This window comes from Mycolicibacterium lutetiense, assembly GCF_017876775.1.
Taxonomy (GTDB): domain Bacteria; phylum Actinomycetota; class Actinomycetes; order Mycobacteriales; family Mycobacteriaceae; genus Mycobacterium; species Mycobacterium lutetiense.
In genome coordinates, this window is sequence record NZ_JAGIOP010000002.1 from 2,569,329 (window position 1) to 2,591,276 (window position 21,948).

Annotated in this window: 22 protein-coding genes; 6 read left to right on the forward strand and 16 right to left on the reverse strand. The window is 66.5% G+C overall.

What is annotated here, in order from left to right; all coding sequences use genetic code 11:
* The first annotated feature begins 4 nt into the window (after positions 1–4).
* Positions 5–1,615, forward strand: coding sequence for an HNH endonuclease signature motif containing protein (locus JOF57_RS21675; protein WP_209919882.1), 1,611 nt, complete (start codon positions 5–7; stop codon positions 1,613–1,615).
* A gap of 53 nt (positions 1,616–1,668) precedes the next feature.
* Here JOF57_RS21675 and JOF57_RS21680 read toward each other — a convergent pair whose 3' ends face one another.
* From JOF57_RS21680 to JOF57_RS21695, 4 genes are all read right to left on the reverse strand, one after another.
* Positions 1,669–2,298: a twin-arginine translocation pathway signal gene (locus JOF57_RS21680; RefSeq protein WP_209919884.1), complete on the reverse strand. Its 630-nt coding sequence runs from the start codon at positions 2,296–2,298 to the stop codon at positions 1,669–1,671.
* Positions 2,295–2,882, reverse strand: coding sequence for an Rv1363c family protein (locus JOF57_RS21685; RefSeq protein WP_209919886.1), 588 nt, complete (start codon positions 2,880–2,882; stop codon positions 2,295–2,297). The genes JOF57_RS21680 and JOF57_RS21685 overlap by 4 nt, the downstream gene beginning before the upstream one ends.
* Positions 2,883–2,958: 76 nt before the next feature.
* Entirely contained in the window at positions 2,959–3,357 is a 399-nt protein-coding gene (locus JOF57_RS21690) for an Rv2576c family protein (RefSeq protein WP_209923589.1), read from the reverse strand.
* 31 nt (positions 3,358–3,388) lie between these two features.
* The gene (locus JOF57_RS21695; RefSeq protein ID WP_209919888.1) at positions 3,389–3,760 is read right to left on the reverse strand and encodes a hypothetical protein; all 372 of its coding nucleotides are present in this window, start codon (positions 3,758–3,760) and stop codon (positions 3,389–3,391) included.
* Positions 3,761–3,922: 162 nt separating this feature from the next.
* Here JOF57_RS21695 and JOF57_RS21700 point away from each other — a divergent pair, with 162 nt between their 5' ends.
* Complete coding sequence (locus JOF57_RS21700; RefSeq protein WP_209919890.1) at positions 3,923–4,435, forward strand: Rv2253/PknI dimerization domain-containing protein; 513 nt, start codon at positions 3,923–3,925, stop codon at positions 4,433–4,435.
* Between the two features lie 41 nt (positions 4,436–4,476).
* Here JOF57_RS21700 and JOF57_RS21705 read toward each other — a convergent pair whose 3' ends face one another.
* The 8 genes from JOF57_RS21705 to JOF57_RS21740 are packed head-to-tail and all read right to left on the reverse strand — an operon-like array spanning position 4,477 to position 13,680.
* Positions 4,477–6,084 (reverse strand): MCE family protein, encoded by a 1,608-nt coding sequence (locus JOF57_RS21705; RefSeq protein WP_209919892.1) that lies wholly within the window; start codon positions 6,082–6,084, stop codon positions 4,477–4,479.
* Positions 6,084–7,292 carry an MCE family protein gene (locus JOF57_RS21710; RefSeq protein WP_209919894.1) on the reverse strand — a complete coding sequence of 403 codons (1,209 nt, stop codon included), beginning with the start codon at positions 7,290–7,292 and terminating at the stop codon, positions 6,084–6,086. Before JOF57_RS21710 ends, JOF57_RS21705 begins: the two co-directional genes overlap by 1 nt.
* Complete coding sequence (locus tag JOF57_RS21715) at positions 7,289–8,746, reverse strand: MCE family protein (protein ID WP_209919895.1); 1,458 nt, start codon at positions 8,744–8,746, stop codon at positions 7,289–7,291. The genes JOF57_RS21710 and JOF57_RS21715 overlap by 4 nt, the downstream gene beginning before the upstream one ends.
* Entirely contained in the window at positions 8,743–9,825 is a 1,083-nt protein-coding gene (locus JOF57_RS21720; protein WP_209919898.1) for an MCE family protein, read from the reverse strand. The genes JOF57_RS21715 and JOF57_RS21720 overlap by 4 nt, the downstream gene beginning before the upstream one ends.
* Positions 9,825–10,856 carry an MCE family protein gene (locus JOF57_RS21725; RefSeq protein WP_209919900.1) on the reverse strand — a complete coding sequence of 344 codons (1,032 nt, stop codon included), beginning with the start codon at positions 10,854–10,856 and terminating at the stop codon, positions 9,825–9,827. Before JOF57_RS21725 ends, JOF57_RS21720 begins: the two co-directional genes overlap by 1 nt.
* Positions 10,853–12,040, reverse strand: coding sequence for an MCE family protein (locus tag JOF57_RS21730; protein ID WP_209919902.1), 1,188 nt, complete (start codon positions 12,038–12,040; stop codon positions 10,853–10,855). Before JOF57_RS21730 ends, JOF57_RS21725 begins: the two co-directional genes overlap by 4 nt.
* A 12-nt stretch (positions 12,041–12,052) precedes the next feature.
* Positions 12,053–12,913: an MlaE family ABC transporter permease gene (locus JOF57_RS21735; RefSeq protein ID WP_209919904.1), complete on the reverse strand. Its 861-nt coding sequence runs from the start codon at positions 12,911–12,913 to the stop codon at positions 12,053–12,055.
* Positions 12,910–13,680 carry an MlaE family ABC transporter permease gene (locus JOF57_RS21740; protein ID WP_135361297.1) on the reverse strand — a complete coding sequence of 257 codons (771 nt, stop codon included), beginning with the start codon at positions 13,678–13,680 and terminating at the stop codon, positions 12,910–12,912. The genes JOF57_RS21735 and JOF57_RS21740 overlap by 4 nt, the downstream gene beginning before the upstream one ends.
* Positions 13,681–13,905: 225 nt before the next feature.
* Here JOF57_RS21740 and JOF57_RS21745 point away from each other — a divergent pair, with 225 nt between their 5' ends.
* Positions 13,906–15,096, forward strand: coding sequence for an acyl-CoA dehydrogenase family protein (locus JOF57_RS21745; protein ID WP_209919906.1), 1,191 nt, complete (start codon positions 13,906–13,908; stop codon positions 15,094–15,096).
* Between the two features lie 117 nt (positions 15,097–15,213).
* A complete protein-coding gene (locus tag JOF57_RS21750) occupies positions 15,214–16,047 on the forward strand; it encodes an IclR family transcriptional regulator (RefSeq protein WP_209919907.1) in 834 nt (277 codons plus the stop codon).
* Positions 16,048–16,085: 38 nt separating this feature from the next.
* Here the strand turns inward: JOF57_RS21750 and JOF57_RS21755 are convergent, their stop codons facing one another.
* On the reverse strand, positions 16,086–16,745 hold the full coding sequence (locus JOF57_RS21755) for a PadR family transcriptional regulator (RefSeq protein ID WP_307870069.1): 660 nt from the start codon (positions 16,743–16,745) through the stop codon (positions 16,086–16,088).
* A gap of 111 nt (positions 16,746–16,856) precedes the next feature.
* On the opposite strand from JOF57_RS21755, the gene JOF57_RS21760 reads away from it, so the two are divergent.
* The gene (locus JOF57_RS21760; RefSeq protein ID WP_209919909.1) at positions 16,857–18,083 is read left to right on the forward strand and encodes an APC family permease; all 1,227 of its coding nucleotides are present in this window, start codon (positions 16,857–16,859) and stop codon (positions 18,081–18,083) included.
* A 19-nt stretch (positions 18,084–18,102) separates the two neighbouring features.
* The gene (locus JOF57_RS21765) at positions 18,103–19,422 is read left to right on the forward strand and encodes a uracil-xanthine permease family protein (protein WP_307870070.1); all 1,320 of its coding nucleotides are present in this window, start codon (positions 18,103–18,105) and stop codon (positions 19,420–19,422) included.
* Here JOF57_RS21765 and JOF57_RS21770 read toward each other — a convergent pair.
* The 3 genes from JOF57_RS21770 to JOF57_RS21780 are packed head-to-tail and all read right to left on the reverse strand — an operon-like array spanning position 19,358 to position 21,947.
* Complete coding sequence (locus JOF57_RS21770) at positions 19,358–20,374, reverse strand: NAD(P)/FAD-dependent oxidoreductase (RefSeq protein ID WP_209919911.1); 1,017 nt, start codon at positions 20,372–20,374, stop codon at positions 19,358–19,360. The genes JOF57_RS21765 and JOF57_RS21770 overlap by 65 nt on opposite strands.
* Positions 20,371–20,880, reverse strand: coding sequence for an isoprenylcysteine carboxyl methyltransferase family protein (locus tag JOF57_RS21775; protein WP_209919913.1), 510 nt, complete (start codon positions 20,878–20,880; stop codon positions 20,371–20,373). The genes JOF57_RS21770 and JOF57_RS21775 overlap by 4 nt, the downstream gene beginning before the upstream one ends.
* Positions 20,880–21,947: a type III polyketide synthase gene (locus tag JOF57_RS21780; RefSeq protein ID WP_234938209.1), complete on the reverse strand. Its 1,068-nt coding sequence runs from the start codon at positions 21,945–21,947 to the stop codon at positions 20,880–20,882. Before JOF57_RS21780 ends, JOF57_RS21775 begins: the two co-directional genes overlap by 1 nt.
* Position 21,948 lies beyond the last annotated feature (1 nt).

Here is a 21,948-nt window from a genome sequence, read left to right on the forward strand (position 1 = left end):
TCGAATGTATGTTCGAGTCATGCAGGCGGGTGCGGTTGAGGCGGTAGCGGCGTTACGCGCCGCCTACGACGCGTTCGCCGCGTGTGACCTCACCGCCTTGACCCGCACCGAATTGCTCGGCGTGCTCGACGAGTACGAGGCCTTGACCTGTCAGATGCCCTCCGTGGCGCATCGACTCCTGGCCCAGCTGCAAGCCGACACCACCCCACAGGAGATGGGCGCCAAATCCTGGAACACGGTGCTGCGCATCCGATGGCGACTGTCCACTGCCGAGGCCGGCCGCCGCCTCGGTGAAGCCGCCGAGTTGGGGCCGCGGCGTGCCCTGACCGGTGAACCATTGCCCCCGGTGTTGCCGGTGGTCGCTGCGGCTGAGGCTGCCGGGCTGATTACCGCCGACCACGTCAAAGTGCTGCGCGACGCGGTCAGCCGACTCCCGAGTTTCGTCGACACCACCACCGCCGAACAGTTCGAAGCCGACCTGGTGCGCGTCGCGGTCGGGGTGGGCCCTAAAGAACTCAAAGACACCGCGGAGTTGCGATTGTTTCTGCTCGATCAGGACGGCCCCGAACCCGATGACACCGAACGCGCCCGCAAGCGCGGTGCCACGGTGGGCAGGCAGGGTCGCGACGGCATGACCGCGTTGACCGCGCACCTGGACCCCGAAACAGCCGCGGTGTGGGAAGTACTGTTCGCCAAATTCGCTGCCCCCGGTATGTGCAACCCCGCCGACGAACAACCCTGCACCAGCGGCACCCCCAGCCAAACCCAGATCGACAACGATCACCGCAACCTGACCCAACGCCAACACGACGCCCTGCTCGTCATCGGACGTATCGCGTTGATGACCGACCTGGGTCAACTCAACGGGCTACCCGTCTCACTGATCATCCGCACCACCCTGCAAGACCTCGAATCCCGCGCTGGGATCGGGATCAGCGGGGGCGGCACCAAAATCCCCGTCACAGACGTCATCCGGATGGCCGGGCACGCCCACTGGCACCTCGCGGTGTTCGACCGGGCCACCGGATCAGCACTCAATCATTTCCGGGCCCGCCGGGTCGCCAGCCCCGCCCAGCGCATCATGTTGATCGCCCGCGACGGAGGATGCACCAAACCAGGCTGCACCGTGGGCCCCTACGGCTGCCAAGCCCACCACGCCGTTAGCGATTGGGCTGATGGCGGCAACACCAATATTGATGAGATGGCCCTGGCCTGCGGCCCCGACAACCGCCTCGTCCATACCGACGGTGGCTACACCACCAGCATCAACCCCGACGGTGACGTGGAATGGCAACCCCCAGCGGGATTGGATCACGGGCAGGCCCGCATCAACTACCACCACCGCCCCGAACTCCTACTCACCCCACCCGCACAACCCGAACCCGAGTCAGCGCAACCAGAACCGGAACCGGACCGCGACTGGGAAACCGACTGGGACCTGGAGTGGGACCACCCCACACCCACCCCACCCAACATCGAACACCTCTGGGACACAGAACCACTCGACCCAGCCGACCTCCGACTCCCACCCGGCTGGACCCTGCTCGACCCCCACCCACCACACCCCAACCCCAACAACCACGCCCTCAGCAGCAAGGCAGTACGCGGACCCTAAGGGGCATTACGTTCGAGGGCATCGACTTCGCGTCGAGTCCGTCGGGCGTCGCGCTAGATCGGGTTGAACGACGAGATCAGCCAGCGGCCATCGATTTTCGTCAGCCCGACCTTCACGGCGCTGGCGGCCTGGGCCGGTTCGGGGTTGTCGCGGCTAGTAGTTGCCTGGTTCAGGTAGACCAGCACCTCCGCGGTGTCCGACTGCACGTCGACCGGGGCGGCGCGGACAACCGCAGCGGTGGCCTGGATGTCCTTCTGCTTGGCCGCCGGCGCGACGAACTTGTCGGCGAACTCGCTGTAATAGTCGAGGAAGTCGCCGGTCAGTTTGGATTTCGCCGTAGCGAAGTCCTGATCCAAACTGTTTGGCGCATAGGACAACAACGCCACCGAACCCTCGGTCGCCGCGTCGATCACCACCGTGGACGCTTGAGCGGCTTGATGTTCGGCGCGATACGCACCGAAATAGAGTGCCGCTACCGAACCCGCCGAGGAGAGCAGTACGCACACGACCGCGATCGCTCGCCACCGCCTCGCGATGCGACGGGTCCACCGCTCGGAATGCTCCGGGTCCTCGGTAACCGCTTCGGCTTCGCCGGTCTGCGGCTCTTCGCTGACTGATTCGGTGACGACCGATTCGGTGTCCGAAGGGATTTCGGTATCAGTGTCTGCTGTGTCGGTACTCACGGGACGAACTCCACCTTCGACATCTTGATCTGTCCACCGTCTTTGACCATGGTGACGCTCAGCCGCCAGTTGCGCGGCTGCTGATTGGCGCCGGCCGAGTTGCTCACCGTGGTTGCCGTGCTGACAAGGACGACTGCGGAGTCGGCGTCCATCGACTGCACAGCCGTGGCCTTCGCCGTAGCCTTCGTCGTCGCCTTCGAATCCTGCGCGGCTCTCACCAGGTCGTCGGCCGACGACTCAATGTCCGCCTTGAACTGCCCGGTGGAGTTGTCGACGATCTGCTTGACGTTCTCCTCCGCCTTGGCGCTGTCGATCGACATCAAGGTGACGGCGGCTTGCGATGCCGCCGCCGAGAACTCCGCACGGCGCTGCTGCTCACCGTCAGCCTTCAGCTGGAACCAGACCATGTATCCGCCGGCCGCCATCAACGCACCGCTGACGAGGATCGCGACACCGGCAAGCAGTGTCGCGAGTTTCGGTCGCCACCTGCGTTTTTCGTCCGCAGCGGGCTGATTCAGCAACTCGAGATCGTCGTCGAGCACGGTCGGCTCAGTTGTCTCGTCGGTGCGGCTGAGTAACCGCATGATGCACCTCCGGTTGGTCTCGGCGGGACGCTAATGCGGCCTGAGCCTGCGTCGACGCGGCTGTCCCACCCAGCGGTCACCAGTTCCGCAGCGAACACAAGGCCCCTTTGGGGCCGGCAGCACGGTCGACGACGACGCCGTCGATGGCCAGTTCGCAGCGCAGGGTGGAGGCCGATTGCGGAGCCAACCCGCCGGTGGAGACGGCGACCATGGCCCATCGCATGGGGTCGGCGAGCGTGACCTCACGGATCCACGGCGCGCCCGGTTCCAGGGTGAGATCGTCCTTGGGGCTGAACTGGTACGGATCATGGCTGTAGTCCGCCCATGTCGGCGGGTCGACGTCGCGGTAATAGATGCCGACGTCCGTCGGCTGCTCGGCGGTGACGGTGTAGGTCACGCGGTGCGTCATCGGGTTCTCGTCGGCGTATGCGGGTGCCGCCACGGGCAGGCCCGCACCGAGGGCGACGACGAACATCACGCCCCTCGACACCGCACGCCCCAGCGCGTCAGAGGTCGCCACGAAGCCACCTGCTCGCTCCGTCACTGGACACACAAGTCAGGAACAGCCCGTCGGGCGCCTGGGCGACAGAATTCTCGAATCCGGTGCACGGCGTGTTCTCCTCGCGAATGCCTTTCAAGGGCGGCGACCGGAAGTAGCGGGGTTCGTAACGGCGCGGCGACCCGCAGAAGACCACCCGCCCCCACGACGTGGTGCCGAAGACGTAGTACGCCGTATCCCCGCACGGAGCGCCGAGTACGACGCCGCCGGTAATCCCGGGTACACACGAGGGTTCACTGCATCCGACAGGTTCTGCGCTCGCCGGCGCTGGGGCCGGCGCTGGCGCGATCATCGCCGCCGCGACGAGCAACCCAGCCATGGCTGCCACCGGTATCCGCACGTACGACACTGTGGCACGGCTCAATCCGGCTGCCATCGCATTGCCCACTAGGTGGGAGGTTGCCCGTCAAACGGCCCCAGAAGTTGGACAGTGAAGGCTGCCACGGCGAGCGTCGGTGGCCGTGCACAGAGGAGTGTGGTCATGCGGGTGTCGACGGCAGTCATTGGGGCAGGGGTTTTTACCGCCGCTGCGGTGGGAAGCCTGTGCAGCCCCGTCGCCGCGGCCTCCCCGAACTGGGGCCTGAATGGCACCTACATCGCCACGTCGAACGGTGAGTGGGCGAAGACGAACGACATCTTCCACGACGAGGCCAGTATCCGTGGCACGTGGACGATCTCGACGACGTGCAGTTACCCGAGCGAGTGCACCGGCACGGTCGACAGCGACTGGGGTTGGAGCGCACCGATCTACAAGAAGAGCGACGTCTGGTACGTCAAGAAGACGGTGGACAACTGGCAGCCGTGTGGCGATGGCACTGCCGGCCCGGGTCTGCAGGTGTACCGCTTCTTCACCGCGAACAAGGACGGCACTGCGAACGACCCGAATTCGACGACACTGCTGGGCGAGGATTCGACGACCGGCGTCAGCGGCTCGTGCGGAACCAGCCGCGTCGTGTTCATCACGATGCCGTTCAAACTCGTGAAAACGGCCTGACCGGACAGCTTTTCAGCTGCCCGGCCAGGCGCGGTGTCAGGTCAGGTGGTGAAGAGGTCCTGCCACGTCTGGTCACCGGTGTGCGGCACGAGATCCTTCTGGCGGTACACCTTGCCGTCCGGAGTCGCGTACCGGCCCGTCTTCGGGTCGTAGGTGGCGAACGCCACCGAGGGTCCTTCAGATCCGTTGGGGGCAAATGCACTCGGCGCCATCGTCGGCGCCCCGCCGTCGCTCGGCGGCGCTTCGGCAGCCGGCGCTTCCACGACCGGCGCTTCCACGACCGGTGCCTCTGCAGGCGGCACGGCAGCCGGTGCTTCTACGACCGGCGCCTCAGCCGGCGGACGCGGCGTACCCTCGACCGGACCGTGGATGAACTTGTCCCGATCGACGCGGGAATCCGGCGCGATCCCCTGCGCAAGCAGGTTGGGATCGATCGGGTACGGGCCGAGAGCATGCTGGCGCATCGACAATGGCTCGTAAGGCCGGTCGCTGTTACAGATTTCGACCGTGGGAGCGCGCTTTCCCGGCTTGCCCATGCACGGGTAGTTACGGGCTCCGCGGACACCGATCGCCGAGTCCTGAGGCAGCTTGCAGTACAGCCCGTCGGGGGTGTCGATGTCGGTCATGTCCTCCGGGGACCGCCACGACGACGGCGGCAGGAACCCGACGGTGCATGCCGGCGGGTCACCCATCGAAAGAGTGAAGTCGCCCAACGTCATACCGACCGGGTTGTTCTTCGGCGCACCGTATGACTGGGTGGCCGAGATGGACGGCGGCAGAAGTACCAGCATCTGCTCCAGCGCGGGATGGTAGGTCACCCCGACCTGGCCGAGGCTGGTGAGGTTGGCCAGGAGCAGCGGCAGGGTGGGCTTGACCTGATTGAACAGGCGGGTGGCTTCGTCGGCGGCACCCGGCCCGTCTTTGAGCAGGGTGCGGACGTGCTGGTCGTCGGCGGCGACCTGCTTGGTGATGCCGGCCATGCTGCGTGCCCAGGTGCGGATCGCATCGACCGACTCGGCCTGTCCGTCGAGGAGCGGCGCACCGTCGTCGATGAGTGCACGGGTCTGGTCGGAGGCGGCGTTCGCCTCGGCGATCAGTCGTGACGAGGAGTCCAGCAGTGCCCCCATGTCGTTTCCAGAACCGTTGAAGGCCTTGAAGGTTTCATCGAGCAGTGGGCTGATCTTGTCCTTGGGGATGCTGCCCATCAGTGAGCTGACCTGATCGAGCATCGGCCCCACGGCCTGGGGGATCGACGTGTTGGCGACCGGGATCACCGAACCGTCGTGCAGATACGGCCCCGAGTCATTACTGGGTTGCAGGTCGACGTATTGCTCGCCCACCGCCGACACACTCAGCACCGCGGCGTGCAGGTCGGCCGGGACCTTGGGTGACGTGTTCAGCGACAGTGTGGCCACCGCGCCCTCGCGGGTGGGCCGCACCTCGGTGACCTTCCCCATCTGGACGCCGCGATAGGTCACGTTCGAGAACTGGTAGAGCCCACCGGTTCCGGGCAGTTCCAGGGTCACCGTCATGCGCCCGATACCCAACAGCGTGGGGGCCTGCAGGTAGACGATGCCCATCAGGGCCATGCCGATCACCGAGGCGATCGCGAAGATGACCAGCTGGATTCGGACAAAACGGGTGAGCATCAGTTGCCACCTTCGCTCGGCGCTACAGGGGCTGGAGGCGTTGAATCATCGGCCGGCGGGTCGATCAGCGGCGGCATCGTGGCCACCGCCGCCGGTGGCGGCGTCAACGGCATGCCCAGTGGATCCTTCGTGTAATTGGCGAAGAACGGGTCGCCGGGCGCCGGTGTGAGCGGCAGTCCCTCCTGGCCCCACCGGGTACCCAGGAACAGGCCCCGCTTCAGCCTCGGAATGGTGAAGTCGAAGGTGATGAACTGGTTGAGGTAATCCCCGCGGATCGCCCGGTCGATGAAGTTCTGCGGATAGGGATATGCCGGCGCAAATGCCAGCACGGTACCCAGATTCGGGCCGACGTCGGCCAGTGCCTTGACCGTCGGTTCGAGGTTACGCAGGTTGGTCAGCAGGTCCTCGCGCGTCGCGTTGACGAGATTGGTTGCGGTGTCGCTGAACTTGCCGAACTTCTCCAGCGCCGTGGTGATCCGCGGCCGCTCCTTGACCAGGATGTCCAGGGCCGGAGGTATCCGCTGCAGCGCCGTGGTGATCACCTCCTGCTGTCCGGACAGCGTGCCGGCCAACCGATTCAGCTCCGTGATCGAGGCATTGATGTCGTCTCGCTGGTTGGCGAACATCCCGACGATGTCGTCGAGCCGGGTGAGGAGATCGCGGATCTTGTCTTCGCGACCATTGAGCGCGGCGTTGAATTCGGTGACCAGGTCGCCGATCTTGCCCAGGCCTCCGCCGTTGACGAGCACCGACAGCGACGACAGGGTCTGTTCGGTCGACGGATATGTCGAAGTCTGGTTTAGCTCGAGGGTGGCCCCCGGGGTCAGCCGTCCGGTCGGCGACTGTCCCAGCGGAGGATCCAGCGCGACGTGCATCGAGCCCAGCAGGCTGGTCTGCCCAACGGTGGCGACCGCGTTCGCCGGGACGACGATGTCGGGCTTGACCGAGACCTCCACGTCCGCGTGCCAGCCCTTCACCGCCATGCCGGAGACACTGCCCACGATGACGTCACCGATCATCACAGGCGAATTGGATTCCAGCGTCCCGATATTGGCGAGTTCGACGTGATAGACCGTCGCGTCTGACCCGCGGCCGACGGTGCCGGGCAGCGGCAGTGAATTCAGGCCGTGGAACGCGCAGCCCGTCAGCGTCGCCGCCGAGCAGGCGGCTACCGCCGTCAGTCGTGTCAGGGACCGCCGACTGATCATGGGGTTCCTCCTGGGGCCGGCAGTGCGGGGACCGGTGCAGCTTCAGCTGGAAGCAGCATGTCCCGCACTGTCTTTGGCGCTGATACCGGCACATCCGCCACGATCGGCGATCCGGGATACGCCGCGGGCGAGGTGTTTGCGGGCAAGCCGTCGGGCGCGTACGAACCAGGAGGTCCAGGAGGCGCACCCCATCCGGCCGGCGGCGCGACATCACCGGCACCGGTGTACGCCGACACGGCCGGCGGCAGATCCGCGTAGGGCTGCGGCCGCCCGCCGGCCCCGCCGGGTGCGAGGTTCGGATCGGTGTACACCAGGCTCTCCGGGCTGGGCGACTTCTTCAGATAGGCGTTGAACGGCATCGGCATGTGGTTGAAGTTCAGCAACGACAGGGCCGGTCCGAGGTACTGGGCGCACAGCTTGGACGATTCCGCCGCGGTGGCATTCTTGATCGCGCCGATCGCCGAGCACACCACCGACAACGGGTCGGAGAAGTTCGCCAACGCGAATGCGCCGACGGCGGTGCCACTGTCGGGGTTGTAGATGTTGTAGCCGTTTGCGATCGCGTTGGGCGCGACGTGCAGAACGTTCTCGAGCTTGGTCTTGTTGTCCACCAGGTTCTGGGTGACGTTGTTCAGCCGCTCCAGCTGTTCGGCGGTCTGGTCGCGACTGCCTGCGACGAATCGCCGAACATTGCCGACGGCGTCCGCCAGGTTGGTCAGGGCGCCGTCCAGGTCGGAGCGGCTCCCATCGACAACACTGGTGACGTTGGCGAGCTGCCCTTGGAATTCCACGATCTGGGCGTTGCTGTCCCGCAGCGCCGTCACGAAGACCTGCAGGTTCTTGATGATGCCGACGACATCGCCGCTCCCCTGGCCCAGAATCTTTGCCACATCGGACAATTGACTGATCGCCTCGTGCAACTTCTCGCCGTTGCCGTTCATGGCCGCGGCGGCGCTGTCGACAAAGCGGCTCAGTGAGGTGGCCGACGCCCCGTTGATCGGTCCCAGGTCGGACGCCAACCGCATCAGCTGGTCCTTGACCTGGTCCCACTCGACGGGCACGGCGGTGCGCTCCACCCCGATCTGCGTACCGTCGGCCATCGTCGGACCGACGTCTTCATAGGCCGGCGTCAGCTGGACGTACCGGGCGGCAACCAGGTTCTGCGCCATCAGGATCGCTTTGGCGTCGGCCGGGATCTTGACGTTGTGATCGACGGCGAGGGTGATCCGGGCCTGCCCACCGGTCGGTTCGATACTCGTGATCGAGCCGACCTTGACCCCGGCAACGCGAACCTCGTCGCCGGGGTAGATCGCGGTGGCGGAGGTGAAGTACGCGGTGATGGTGGTCGGCTTGAAGACGGTCTGCCGCACGATCACCGCCGTGCCGGCCACGGCCAGCGCGACGAGCAGCACCAGCACGGTGCGGCTGATCCGCTTCCGGTTACGGGCGATCATCGACTTCCTCCAGGAATGCCGTTGTGGGGCCAGGGGAATTCAGCTCGGGGACCGGCATTGTCCGGTGGTTGTCCGGCGTTGGTGCCGCGCCGGAAGCCGAACGCGTAGTCGAGGAACGGCTGGATGGTCTGCGCCGGGTTGAGGTTCGCGACGAAGGCGTTGTAGTAGAAGCCGTTGTTCACCGATTCGCCCTGGGTGACTTGGTACTTGGCGAGACCTGCCAGGGCGCCTGCGACGTTGTCGCGGTTCTTCTCCAGCATCGCCGTCACCGAGTTGAGCTGCTTCAGGGTGGGGGCGAGCTCTTCCTCGTTGTCGTGGACGAGTCCGGAGAGTTGCTGGGCCAGCCCCGAGGTGTTGGCCAGCAGGTTGACGATCGCATACCGGCGTTGGTCGAGCACCCCGGTCAACGCGTTCGCGTCCAGCAGCAGCGTATTGACCTGCTCGCTGCGCTTCGACAGGATGCCGGTCACGTCGGCCGCACTCTTGAGCAGGTTGGACAGCGATTCGTTGCGGCTGTTCAGCGTCTCCGACAAGCGGGACAGCCCCTCGAACGTCGGCCCCAACTGCGGTGCCATCCGGTCGATGGTGTCCGACAACGTATCCAGGGACTGCGTGAGCGCGGCGGTATCGGTGCCGGCGGTGTTGTTGGTGAAGTCGCCGACTGCGTTGGTCAACGAATACGGTGACGCCGTCCTGGTGAGGGGGATGGTGTCCGAGGAACGCATGGTGCCTGCGCCGGCCGGTTCCAGGGTCAGCATGCGGGCACCGAGCATCGTCCCGGTCCGGATGTGCGCGGTGGTGTCGGAGCCGAGCCGGACCGTGCTGTCCAGGGTGAAGGTCACCAGCGCCTTGCCGTGGCTCAGGCTGACATCGGTGACGAGGCCCTTCGTGACCCCGGAGATCTTGACGTCGTTACCGGTGGTGAGCCCGCCGGCCTCGGCGAACACAGCGTGGTATTTGACGGACGTCGCCCACGACCACAACGCCTGCGGCTGAAGCCCGACCGCGATGACCATCGCGATCAGCAAGATGCCGATGAGTCCGCTCCGGATGAGGTGTGATCCACGGTATTTCAGCATCAGGGCTCCCCACAGCGTCCGGAGTTCTGGATGATCCACGGGAAGTACGCGGTCCGCCCCTGCAGGTCGGTGACGCGGACGTTCATCCCACACACGTACTGATTGATGAAGCTGCCGTATGCGCCCAACCGGACCAGCTTGCGGTAGTTCTTCGGCGCGTTCTGCAATGACAGGTCCAGACGCGCGATGTCGTCGGAGTTCGAGAGCAGCGGCGCCAGGCGGGTGAGCTGATCGACCGTGCCCGACAGCGGCGGTCGGGCCTGCGTCATCAGGTCCGCCAGGGATGCGGTGCCGTTGTCGAGGGCCGTGATGGCCTCCCCGATGGGATCGCGTTCCTGAGACAGACCGGTGATGAGCTGTTGGAGCTGATCGACAGCGCCGGAGAACTTGTCGCCATCTTTGGCAACGGTGGCCACGGCGGTTTTCAGATTGTCGATCAGTTGCTGCACGGTCTGCCCGTTGTCGGCCAGCGCCTGGGTGAACGAAGTCGTATGCGCCATCATTGATTCCACCGTGCCGCCCTGGCCCTGCAGGATCTGGATCAGCGAGTTCGTCAACGCGTTGACGTTCTGGGCGTTCAGACCCTGGATCACGGGTTTGAGACCACCGAGCAGAAGGTCGAGGTCCAGCGCCGGCTCGGTGCGCTCGAGCGGGATCTGTGAACCCGCCGGCTGGATCTTGGTCGAACCAGGGCCTTCCAGCAGCTCCAGATAGCGGTTGCCGACCAGGTCCAGATAGCGCACCGCGATCTTGGTGGCGGTCGTCATGACCACTTCGCGGTCCGCGTCGAAGCGCACCAGCACGGTGTTGTCAGGTTGTAGCGCAACCTCATTGACCGTGCCGATGCGAATCCCTGCTACCCGCACCGAATCACCGGACTTCAGGCTGGACGCGTCGGTGAACAGGGCTGAATAGCCGGTCGTCGACCCGGTGCGGTACTGGCCCATGATCGCGAACAGTGCTCCGGTCAGGAGCAGCATCGTCACTCCGAACACGCCGAACTTCAGGGCGGTCCCCCGGCTGCGCGTCATCCCGGTTGTCCTATCTGGGTGGTGTTACGTGGCGGGCCGTCGATGGGGCCGTACAGCGCCTGCTTGAGGCCGTCGGAGTTCAGCAGGATCCCCTGATTGCCGTACTGCGCAGGGTTGGCATCGATGTCGGTCACGATGAACGGCGGCCGCTGCTCGAATCCGACCTCAGGCAGGCCCTGGCACTGCGGGCCGCCGCTGGCGGCCACCTTCGGCAGGTTGCCCGGGTAGCGGTAGCGTTCGGTGCCCAAGAGGAACGAGTCCAGCAGCATGACGCCGGGCAACGGTGTCGGCGGCCCGAGTGCCAGCGGCTCCAAGCCCTTGAGCGCACAGGTGAGCGCCGGGTTGTACTGGTTGAGCAGATTCGTCGTCGGCACCAGCAGTCGCATCGCGTCGGTCACCCCGGCGCTGTTGGACGCGATCACCTCGTTGCCGACGTCGGCCAGCCCGATCGCGCTGATCAGCAACGCGTCCAGATCATTTCGGTGATCGACGAGCGTGTCGCTGAGTTGCGTCGCGCTACGCACTGTGTCCATCAGATGCGGTCCGGCGTCGGCGTAGGCCTTGAACACCTGGGGCGCGACGGCCATCTCGTGGCTCATCGTCGGGAGGCTGGGGGCGATCTTGGCCAGCAAGGCGTCCAGGTCGACCAGGGTCTGACCGAGCTTGTCGCCTCGACCGTCGACGGCCTGGGCCATCGCGCCCAGTGTCTCGTTCAGCTTTTCCGGTTGGATCTGTGCCAGCACCGAAACCAGCTGCTCGAACACCGTGTTGATCTCGACGGTGGTATGCGACGCGTCGAGCACCTGACCGGCGTACATCGATTTCTGCGAAGGATCCGGCGGCGGGACCAGCTGGACGAACTTGGCGCCGAACACGGTGCTGGAGGCGATCTCCACCCCGGTGTTGGCCGGGATCAGTTGCAGGTCAGCAGGGTTCATCTCCAACCGGAGAGCTGCCTGCCCGTCCGGCAGCGTCTCGATGGCGGCGACCTTGCCGACCTGCGCACCGTGCAGTTTGACCTTGGCGTCGGCGTTCATCACCAGACCGGCCCGCGGAGAGATCACGGTCACCGACGCGGTGGGCGCCACCCCACCGCGGAACAGCACGATGGCACCGATGACGATCGCGGCGATCACCACGACCGTCGCCAGTCCGCTCAGTTGACGTACAGCGTCACGCGACATCAGATGCCTTCTCTAGCCGGAGAGGTTGAAGTTGCCGTTGGAGCCGTAAACGGCCAGCGAGATCAGCAGGGTGATCGAGACGACGACGATCAGCGACGTCCGGACCGCGTTGCCGACCGCGACGCCCACGCCGGCCGGGCCGCCGGTGGCGAAGAAGCCGTAGTAGGTGTGCACCAACAGGATCGCCAACGCCATCAGCAGCGCCTGCAGGAACGACCAGAGCAGGTCGATCGGGTTGAGGAACGTGCTGAAGTAGTGGTCGTACAGACCACCGGACTGCCCGAGCAGCACGACGGTGGTGAACTGACTGGCCAGGAACGACAGGATCACCGCGATCGAGTACAGCGGGGTGATCGCGATCATTCCGGCCACGATGCGGGTGGATACCAGATACTCGACGGGCCGGATGGCCATCGATTCCAGCGCGTCGACCTCTTCGTTGATCCGCATTGCGCCGAGCTGCGCGGTGACACCGGCACCGAAGGTGGCGGCCAGACCGATACCGGCGACGATGGGCGCCGAGATCCGGACGTTGATGAACGCGGCGAGGAATCCGGTGAGGGCCTCGATACCGATATTGCCCAGTGAGCTGTAGCCCTGGATGGCCAGGACCCCACCGGTGGCCAGGGTGAGGAACCCGACGATCACGACGGTTCCGCCGATCATCGCCAATGTGCCTGCACCCATGCTGATCTCGGCGATCAGCCGGATCACTTCCTTGCGGTAGTGCGCGGCCGCGTGCGGTATTCCGGCGAGCGCCCGGCCGTAGAACAGGACGTGGTCGCCGATGCCGCCCAGCGCCGCCCCGGGCCGCCGCACCGCCCGGGACAGTCGCGGGTACGCCGTCTGAAGTACTGCCGTGGACCCCGTCATCGCGTCGTCATCTGGATGCCGATGGCGGTGACCACCACGTTGACCACGAACAAGGCCATGAAGGCGTAGACCACCGTTTCGTTGACCGCGTTGCCCACCGCTTTGGCTCCGCCACCGGAGACGGTCAGACCGCGGTAGCAGGCGACCAGCCCGGCGATCAGCCCGAACAATGCCGCCTTGACGCAGGAGATGATGACCTCCGGAATGCCGGTGAGCAGGGTGATACCGGCCGCGAACGCGCCGGGGTTGACGTCTTGGACGAACACCGAGAACAGGTATCCGCCAAGGATTCCGATGATCACCACGACGCTGTTGAGCAGTAAGGCGACCAGCCCTGACGCGAGCATTCTGGGCGTCACCAGACGCTGAATCGGATTGATGCCCAGCACCTCCATGGCGTCGATCTCTTCACGGACGGTGCGCGATCCCAGATCGGCGCACATCGCGGTGGCCCCGGCGCCGGCCACGATCAACACCGTCACCATGGGTCCGACCTGGGTGACGGCACCGAAGGCCGCGCCCGCCCCGGAGAGATCGGCCGCCCCCAGTTCACGAAGGAGGATGTTCAAGGTGAACGAGACCAGGACGGTGAACGGAATCGCCACCAAGAGCGTCGGTGCCATGGAAACCCTTGCCACGAACCATGACTGGTCGAGGAACTCGCGCCATTGAAATGGCCTGCGCACCGCGAATCTGGCGGCGTCCACCGACATGGCGAACAACCCACCCACCCCCTCGAGTGGGCCGGCGAGCTGTCGCTGCAGCATCGGATTCTCCGTTTCTGTGGATCGACCTTCCGACGGTTCGTCCGACCGGACCACTCGTCTCGACCGGGAACAATCGCAGTTCTTCATCCGGCCGGACATGCCTCGTCCCGCCCATCGGGAGACGGGAGGCGTGCGCAACAAATTTCACTCACTGAGACACCGCCCACATCCCGGCTCGATGCGGTACACCATCGGTGACAGCCCTCGACGGAATAGGACCAGATGATGACTGAGCGGGTAATCGACCGGGTGCGTGAGAACGCCGATCTACTGCGCAACCAGGGCACCGAGGCCGAGAAGATCGGCATGCTCACCGACGAGACGGTCAAGTTGATGAAGTCGGCGGGCAATATCCGACTGCTGCAACCGAAGGCCCACGGCGGTCTGGAGGTTCATCCGCGGGAGTTCGCCGAGACCGTGATGGCCACCGCGGCACTCGAGCCGGCTGCCGGATGGATCAACGGCGTGGTGGGTGTCCACCCCTACCAACTGGCCTACGCCGACCCCCGCGTCGCCGCCGAGATCTGGGCCGATGACGTCGACACCTGGGTCGCCTCACCGTATGCACCCCAGGGCGTGGCCACTCCCATCGACGGGGAGGCCGGCGGCTTCGTACTCAACGGCCGCTGGCAGTTCAGCTCAGGTACCGACCACTGCGACTGGATCTTCCTGGGTGCACTGCGCGGGGACGCCGAGGGTAAGCCGTTGATGCCGCCGCAGATGCTGCACATGATCCTGCCCCGCAGGGACTACGAGATCGTCGAAGACTCCTGGAACGTCGTGGGACTGCGCGGAACCGGCTCCAAAGACGTCATCGTCGACAACGCCTTCGTGCCGTCGTACCGGACCATGGATGCCACGAAGGTGATGGACGGTACGGCTCAGCGTGAGGCGGGCATGACCGAGACGCTCTATCTGATGCCGTGGTCGACGATGTTCCCGCTCGGGATCAGCTCGGCGACAATCGGTATCGCCGAGGGCGCACTCGCGGCTGCGCTGGATTACCAACGCGCGCGGGTGAATTCCAGCGGAGTGGCGATCAAGGACGACCCCTACGTGATGTACGCGATCGGCGAGGCCGCCGCCGATATCAACGCCGCCCGTCAGGAACTGCTGGCCAACGTCGACCGCATCTACGACATCGTCGACTCGGGCCGGGAGGTGTCCTTCGAGGACCGTGCCGCAGGCCGGCGCACCCAGGTGCGGGCGGTGTGGCGCGCCGTGTCGGCGGTGGACGAGATCTTCGCCCGGTGCGGCGGGAACGCCGCGCGGATGGACAAGCCGCTGCAGCGGTACTGGCGCGATGTGCACGTCGGCCAGGCGCACGCCATCCATGTTCCGGGCACGACGTATCACGCGTCGGCGCTGAGTTCTTTGGGCGTGGATCCGCAGGGCGCGCTGCGGGCGATGATCTGAGACGCCGACCCCATTCGGTGATTCGTGTGACAGGGCCCACACTGCTATGTTACAAATAGTCATATTCCTAATAGTCATATTTCTGTTAGGCATGCAGCTCCGGGCGGAAGGTTTCAGATGACAATGGCTGTCGAGAAGACGGGCGAGACACCCAGCGCAGTCATCGACCGGATTTCCCTGGTCCTCGACGCTTTCGACGGGCCCGGCTGCCTGACACTGGCCCAGATCGTGCGACGGACCGGTCTGCCCCGCTCGTCGGCGCACCGGATGCTCGAACGTCTCGTCCACCTCCGGTGGCTGCGCCGCGACGGCCGCGACTACCAGCTCGGCATGCGACTGGTCGAGCTCGGATCGCTCGCTCTGCACCAGGACCGCATCCACCGCGCGGCGATCCCATTGATGCGCGATCTGCACCGGGCCACCGGGCTCGTCGTCCACCTGGCGGTCCGCTGCGGTTCCGACGTGGTGTACCTGGAGAAGATCGGCGGCCAGATGGTGACCGCCATCCCGACCCGCGTCGGAGGCCGCCAACCCGCACACTGCACGGCGGTCGGCAAGGCAATACTGGCCGACAACCCGTCCGCCGAGGTCAGCTTGTCCTCACGCTTGACGCGATTCTCGATCGCCACCGAAGCACAGTTGGCAGCCGAGCTGGACCGGACCCGTGCCCGCGGGGTGGCGTTCGAGCGGGAAGAGTCACTGGCCGGATTCGGTTGTGTGGCAGCGCCGATCGGCCCGGCCGGCGAAGCCGTCGCTGCCGTGTCGGTGTGTGGTCCGATGAGCCGGATGACGTTCGACCAGCGGTTGACCGCCCCGGTCCGGATGACCGCGATGGCCATCTGGCGTTCCGCCGAGGACGGCCCCGACCGGCCCGCGCCCACCCTGCAGCCGTTGCGTCCGCTCCGTGCGCCACATCGCGGCGCACCCGCGCCCAGCCTGCAGCCCGCGTAAGCGGCCCCGGCCTACTTGCCGCTTTCAGCGGCCCCGGCCTACTTGCCGCTTTCAGCGGCGACCCGCTTCTCGAACTCTTCCCAATACTCTGGCCCCGGCAACGGAATCCCTTCGCCCACCTTCGGGAACGTCGCCTCGGCGTCGTCGAGATCCTTGATCATTCTCAAGGTCAGCTCCCGCTCGGACGCGTAATAACGCTCCGCCCAATCCAGGGCGATCCTGGCGTACGTCCATTTCGGATCCGCCGCGGCCCAGCGCGCACCCTTCGCGGCATCGAGGTGCATCTCGTCGACGTAAGCGATGTGCTCCTCGAGCGTTTGCTTGAGGGCCGCCGGGTCACTGAGATGCCCCAGGGTCACCCGCATGATCGCCGGGTGCTTCAGCGTCGGAGGATCGGCCGGCGTATCCCGCGCCCATCGTGTGACGGCGTCCAGGCCGGATTCGGTGATCTTGTAGAGCCGACGGCTGCGTGGGCCGCCATCATCCACCCGGGAGGTCAGGAAGCCCATCTTCTCGAGCTTCTTCAGATCGGCGTAGATCTGGCTGAACGCCGGGCTGCCGTAGTAGTAGCGCACGCCGTAGTGCAGCCATTTGCGGATGTCATAGCCCGAGAGTTCGCGCTGGTAAGACAGCATCCCAAGCAGCGCCCAGCTGTTGGCGGCGAGCGCCGGCACGGCCGCTGACTCGGGTTCTTCCACATGTCGAGGGTAACAACCGAGGTCACCAGCGCGCCGCCGGTAAACCACTGGTTGGGAGACGGGAGTGCTGCCGCGTCCGTCATCACCTCGAAACGCCCTACTATCGCGGGGGTGACCACCCCCGGCGGGCTGCAACGCAGGCTCGGGACCACTGACGCCGTCGTGATCGGCCTGGGATCGATGGTGGGGGCGGGCATTTTCGCGGCCCTGGCGCCGGCGGCCGGCGCGGCCGGAAGTGGATTGCTCATCGGCCTCGCGCTGGCGGCCGTCGTCGCCTACTGCAATGCGACGTCCTCGGCACGGTTGGCCGCGCGCTACCCGCAATCCGGCGGCACCTACGTCTACGGGCGCGAACGTCTCGGCGATTTCTGGGGTTACACGGCCGGGTGGAGTTTCATCGTCGGCAAGACCGCCTCATGTGCGGCGATGGCGCTCACGGTCGGGGTGTATGTCTGGCCGCAGTGGGCGCATGCCGTGGCAGTGGCCGCGGTGGTGGCGTTGACGGCGGTGAACTACGTCGGAATCCAGAAGTCGGCCCTGCTGACCCGGATCATCGTCGCGTGCGTGCTGGCGGTACTGGCCGCGGTCGTGGTGATCATCGCCGGTTCCGGAGCCACGGACCTCGCCCGGCTGGAGATCGGTGACGACGTCGGCGTCGGGGGCGTGCTGCAGGCCGCGGGCCTGTTGTTCTTCGCGTTCGCCGGGTACGCCCGGATCGCCACGCTGGGCGAGGAAGTCCGCGACCCGGCCCGCACCATTCCGCGGGCGATTCCGATCGCACTGGGCATCGCGCTGGTGGTCTATGCCGCGGTGGCGGTGGCAGTGCTCTCGGTCCTCGGCAGTTCCGGTCTGGCCTCCGCGCCCGCACCGCTGGCCGACGCTGTCGCCGCGGCCGGTGCGCAGGAGTGGCAACCGGTGGTGCGAGCCGGCGCGGCCGCCGCAGCGCTCGGCTCACTGCTGGCCCTGATCCTCGGGGTGTCGCGCACGACGCTGGCGATGGCCCGCGACCGTCACCTGCCGCCCGTACTGGCCGCGGTGCATCCGCGGTTCGCCGTGCCCCACCGGGCCGAGATGTTGATCGGCATCGTCGTCGCGGTCCTGGCCGCAACCGTGGATCTGCGTGGGGCGATAGGATTTTCGTCGTTCACCGTGTTGTTGTACTACGCGATCGCCAATGCGTCCGCGTGGACTCTGGGACACCACCTCATCCCCGCGCTCGGCCTGGCCGGCTGTCTGATGCTGGCCTTCTCGTTACCCCTGTCCTCGGTGCTCGCCGGGCTCGCCGTGGTGGCGGTGGGTGCCGCGGTCTACGCAGTCCGCATGCGCGGCGGCCGTTGATGGTGTTCAGTCAACATTCGTGATTCCGCTGCGTTGGAAATACGTCGAGACCCGCACCGACGACGATTTCGTGGTCAACCCCGGGGAACGGCTAGATTGGGCCAGCACCATCGGTATCGGGGCCCAGCACGTGGTGGCCATGTTCGGCGCCACGTTCCTGGTCCCGGTGCTCACCGGCTTTCCGCCGGCCACCACCCTGCTGTTCTCCGGCGTCGGCACCATCGGATTCCTGCTGATCACCGGCAATCGGTTGCCGAGCTATCTGGGGTCGAGTTTCGCGGTGATCGCGCCGGTGACCGCGGCGGTGGTCTCCCACGGAACCGGAAGCGCGCTGGGCGGGTTGATCGCAGTCGGGATGCTGCTGATCCTCATCGGCGCGGTGGTGCACCTGATCGGCACCCGGTGGATCGATCTGACCCTGCCGCCGGTGGTGACGGGCGCGATCGTCGCGCTGATCGGCTTCAACCTGGCCCCGGCGGCCAAGGCCAATTTCGAGAAGGGCCCGCTGGTCGGATTGGTGACGTTGGTGTTGCTGGTCGCGACGCTGGCCTTCTTCAAAGGGCTGGTCGGCCGGCTGGCGATCTTCGGCGCGGTCGTGATCGGGTATCTGCTGGCGCTGATCCTCGGCGACGTGGACACCGCGGCGATCGCGTCGGCGCCGTGGCTGGGACTGCCCGAATTCCACACCCCGACGTTCAGCCTGGCGGTGCTACCGCTGTTCCTGCCCGCGGTGATCGCCCTGGTCGCCGAGAACATCGGGCACGTCAAGTCGGTGGGACAGATGACCGGCACCGACCTCGATCCGATGATCGGCCGGGCGCTGGCCGCCGACGGCGTCGCCACCGTGCTGGCCGGCGCCGGCGGCGGTTCGGCCACCACCACCTACGCCGAGAACATCGGGGTGATGGCGGCGACCCGGGTCTACTCGACGGCCGCCTATTGGGTGGCCGCGACAGTGGCGATCGCATTGTCGTTGTGCCCCAAGGTCGGAGCGGCGATCTCGGCCATCCCCCCGGGGGTGCTGGGCGGCGCCACCATTGTGCTCTACGGCCTGGTCGGCATCCTGGGCGTGCGGATCTGGCTGACCAATCACGTGGATTTCTCCAAGCCCGTCAACCAGATGACCGCGGCGATCCCGCTGATCATCGGGATCGCCGACTTCACCTGGCAACTGGGTTCTCTGACGTTTACCGGGATCGCGCTGGGCTCCATCGCCGCGCTGCTGGTGTTCCACGGCATGCGGTTGCTGGAGTACCTGGGCAACCTGGCGCGGCCTACTCCCCCAGTGCATTCACCGCCCGAGCGAACACCGACGGCAACGCCGCCGACGCCGGGGTGATACAGGCCCGCACCGGACCGAAACCACTGCCGTGCAACAGGGCCGCGGTCAGCAACCGGTAGCGACGGGTCAACGCGCGCCACTGCCGGTCGTAGTCATCTGGCCGGTCCGCCCCTACGCACCCGACCAGGAGTTCGGCCGCCCCGAAAGCCAGGCCCAACCCCTCCCCGGTCAGGGCATCGACGTAGCCTGCCGCGTCACCGACCAACAGCACCCGCCCCGCACTGCGGTGGCGGACCTTCTGCCGCAGCGGCCCGGCGGCCCGGTCCTGGTCGTGCTCAAGGCCGTTGATCCGCTCGACCAGCATCGGAAATGCCGCCAGGTGCTGGTCGAACCCGCCGCGCTCCGAGGTCAGGATCGCTATCCCCACACAGTTCTCACCGACCGGCGTCACGTACGCCTCGGTGTCGGGCCCCCAGTAGACCTCGACGCAATCCGACCAGGGCGCGATCTGGACGTGACGCCGGATGCCCCAGCGGCGTCGCCTGCCCTCACCGCCGCTGAGCCCGAGGTCGCGGCGGATCGGCGAATGCAGGCCATCGGCGGCGGCCAGATAGCGGGCCCGAAAACCCGCGGCGCTCACCGATGTCGAGTCCTGGATCACCGGACCCACCTCACCGTGCACCACCCGAACCCCGGCCGCCGACGCTGCCTCCGCCAACGCGGCGTGCAGCACCGTGCGACGCACCCCGTATCCGGACCCGTCGCGAAACCTGGCCTCGGCGGTGCGCCGACCGTCCAGGTAACGAATACCCCAAAATGCCCGTCCGTCGACCTCGGCGCCCAGGCGCTGCAGCTGCCGGACCGAGTGCGGCATCAACCCCTCACCGCAGGCCTTGTCGACCGGGCCGGTGCGCCGCTCCACCACCACGACCTCCATCCCGGCGCGTGCGGCGTGCACCGCGGTGGCCAGCCCGGCCGGGCCGCCACCTGCGACGAGCAGATCGATCACGACAAACCTTGCAACGCTTCGTTTTCGATGCGGATCCGGGTCCGCAAGAGCGCGGCGTTGGCCACGGTGAAAACCAGAGCGGTGATCCAGGCGCCACCGGCCAGCGGCAACGCGGCCCCCTCGGTGACCACTGCCACGTAGTTCGGGTGCGGAATCACCCGGTACGGGCCGTCGGCGACCCGCGCGGCGCCGGGCACCACCACGACCCGGGTATTCCACTGCCTGCCCAGCGTGGTGATGCACCGCCAGCGCAACGCCTGGGCGGCGAGCACCACCGCGACCATCACCCGGCCGAGGACCGACGACGGCCTGCGCCTACGGGCCTCCACCACCGCGCCCACCAGCAGCGCGCTGTGCAGCGCCACCATCACCGGATAGTGGTCGGCCCCAAATTCCCTGCCGCCCTGGGCGATGCTCCACTTCAGATTGCGTTTGGACACCACCAGCTCGAGGACCCGCTCGGCGGCGACGAGGACGATCAGCGCGGTGAATCTCTTGGCCGTCATCAGCGCCAGCGCAGCAGGACGAGTTCGGAACAGAAACCCGGGCCCATGGCCATCATCACCCCGGGCGTATCCGACTCCGGCCGTTTGCGGATGGTGTCCCGCAGCACGTGCAGCACCGAGGACGACGACAGGTTGCCGACGTCGGCGAGTGATTGCCAGGTCAGATCCAGGGCATCCTCAGGCAATCCGAGGGTTTCGATGATCGCCTCGATCACCTTCGGCCCACCCGGATGGCTCACCCACGCGGAGACGTCCTCGACGGAAAGACCGTGACCGCCGAGGAACCCGGTGACGTCGTCGCCCAGATAGCGCCCCACGAAGCCCGGGATTTCGGCACTCAGCACGATCTCGAAGCCACCGGAGCCGATGTCCCAACCCATGGCGTGCAACGAATCCGGGTACAGATGACTGCGCGAGTCCAGCACGTCGGGTCCGACCGGGTTGAGCTTGCGGGCCCGTTGTTCGCCGACCGCGACCACCGCGGCGGCACCGTCACCGAACAGCGCGCCGGCCACCAGCGTCGGCATCGTCGGATTATGTTTGCGGGTCAGCGAACACAATTCGACCGACACCAGGACCGCGACCTGGTCGGGCGCACCCCGCAGATAATCGTTGAGCCGGGCGATGCCGGCCGCACCGGCCACGCAACCCAGCCCGAAGATCGGGATGCGGCGGACGTCGGGCCGCAGGCCGAGCCGCCCGGCGATCCGGGCGTCCAGCGACGGGACCGCGGCGCCGGTGACCGTCGTGGTGACGATCAGATCGACATCCTGCGGACGCAGACCCGCATCATCGAGTGCCCCGGACAGTGCGGCGCAGCCCAGTTCGGTTGCGTGTTCGATGAACAGGCTGTTGCTCTTGCCGAAATCATCGAGCTCGGCGTACTCCTCGAGCGGCAGGACCAGATACCTGCTGTTCACTCTCGCGCTCTTGTGCAGAGCCCGCAGCACGTCTTCGGACTCGGCGTATCCGGGCAGGTCCAACAAGGCGCTCGTGACCTCATCCTGGGTGTACCGATGAGGGGGCAGTACCGCATGGACGCCGGCAATGGTGCTGTGGCTGGGCATT

Excerpts from the sequence above, each read along its gene's own strand:
- JOF57_RS21675 (WP_209919882.1), top strand. The coding sequence starts at position 5 with ATGTATGTTCGAGTCATGCAGGCGGGTGCGGTTGAGGCGGTAGCGGCG.
- JOF57_RS21685 (WP_209919886.1), bottom strand. The coding sequence starts at position 2,882 with ATGCGGTTACTCAGCCGCACCGACGAGACAACTGAGCCGACCGTGCTC.
- JOF57_RS21690 (WP_209923589.1), bottom strand. The coding sequence starts at position 3,357 with ATGTTCGTCGTCGCCCTCGGTGCGGGCCTGCCCGTGGCGGCACCCGCA.
- JOF57_RS21695 (WP_209919888.1), bottom strand. The coding sequence starts at position 3,760 with ATGGCTGGGTTGCTCGTCGCGGCGGCGATGATCGCGCCAGCGCCGGCC.
- JOF57_RS21700 (WP_209919890.1), top strand. The coding sequence starts at position 3,923 with ATGCGGGTGTCGACGGCAGTCATTGGGGCAGGGGTTTTTACCGCCGCT.
- JOF57_RS21705 (WP_209919892.1), bottom strand. The coding sequence starts at position 6,084 with ATGCTCACCCGTTTTGTCCGAATCCAGCTGGTCATCTTCGCGATCGCC.
- JOF57_RS21710 (WP_209919894.1), bottom strand. The coding sequence starts at position 7,292 with ATGATCAGTCGGCGGTCCCTGACACGACTGACGGCGGTAGCCGCCTGC.
- JOF57_RS21715 (WP_209919895.1), bottom strand. The coding sequence starts at position 8,746 with ATGATCGCCCGTAACCGGAAGCGGATCAGCCGCACCGTGCTGGTGCTG.
- JOF57_RS21720 (WP_209919898.1), bottom strand. The coding sequence starts at position 9,825 with ATGCTGAAATACCGTGGATCACACCTCATCCGGAGCGGACTCATCGGC.
- JOF57_RS21725 (WP_209919900.1), bottom strand. The coding sequence starts at position 10,856 with ATGACGCGCAGCCGGGGGACCGCCCTGAAGTTCGGCGTGTTCGGAGTG.
- JOF57_RS21730 (WP_209919902.1), bottom strand. The coding sequence starts at position 12,040 with ATGTCGCGTGACGCTGTACGTCAACTGAGCGGACTGGCGACGGTCGTG.
- JOF57_RS21735 (WP_209919904.1), bottom strand. The coding sequence starts at position 12,913 with ATGACGGGGTCCACGGCAGTACTTCAGACGGCGTACCCGCGACTGTCC.
- JOF57_RS21740 (WP_135361297.1), bottom strand. The coding sequence starts at position 13,680 with ATGCTGCAGCGACAGCTCGCCGGCCCACTCGAGGGGGTGGGTGGGTTG.
- JOF57_RS21745 (WP_209919906.1), top strand. The coding sequence starts at position 13,906 with ATGACTGAGCGGGTAATCGACCGGGTGCGTGAGAACGCCGATCTACTG.
- JOF57_RS21750 (WP_209919907.1), top strand. The coding sequence starts at position 15,214 with ATGACAATGGCTGTCGAGAAGACGGGCGAGACACCCAGCGCAGTCATC.
- JOF57_RS21775 (WP_209919913.1), bottom strand. The coding sequence starts at position 20,880 with ATGACGGCCAAGAGATTCACCGCGCTGATCGTCCTCGTCGCCGCCGAG.
- JOF57_RS21780 (WP_234938209.1), bottom strand. The coding sequence starts at position 21,947 with ATGCCCAGCCACAGCACCATTGCCGGCGTCCATGCGGTACTGCCCCCT.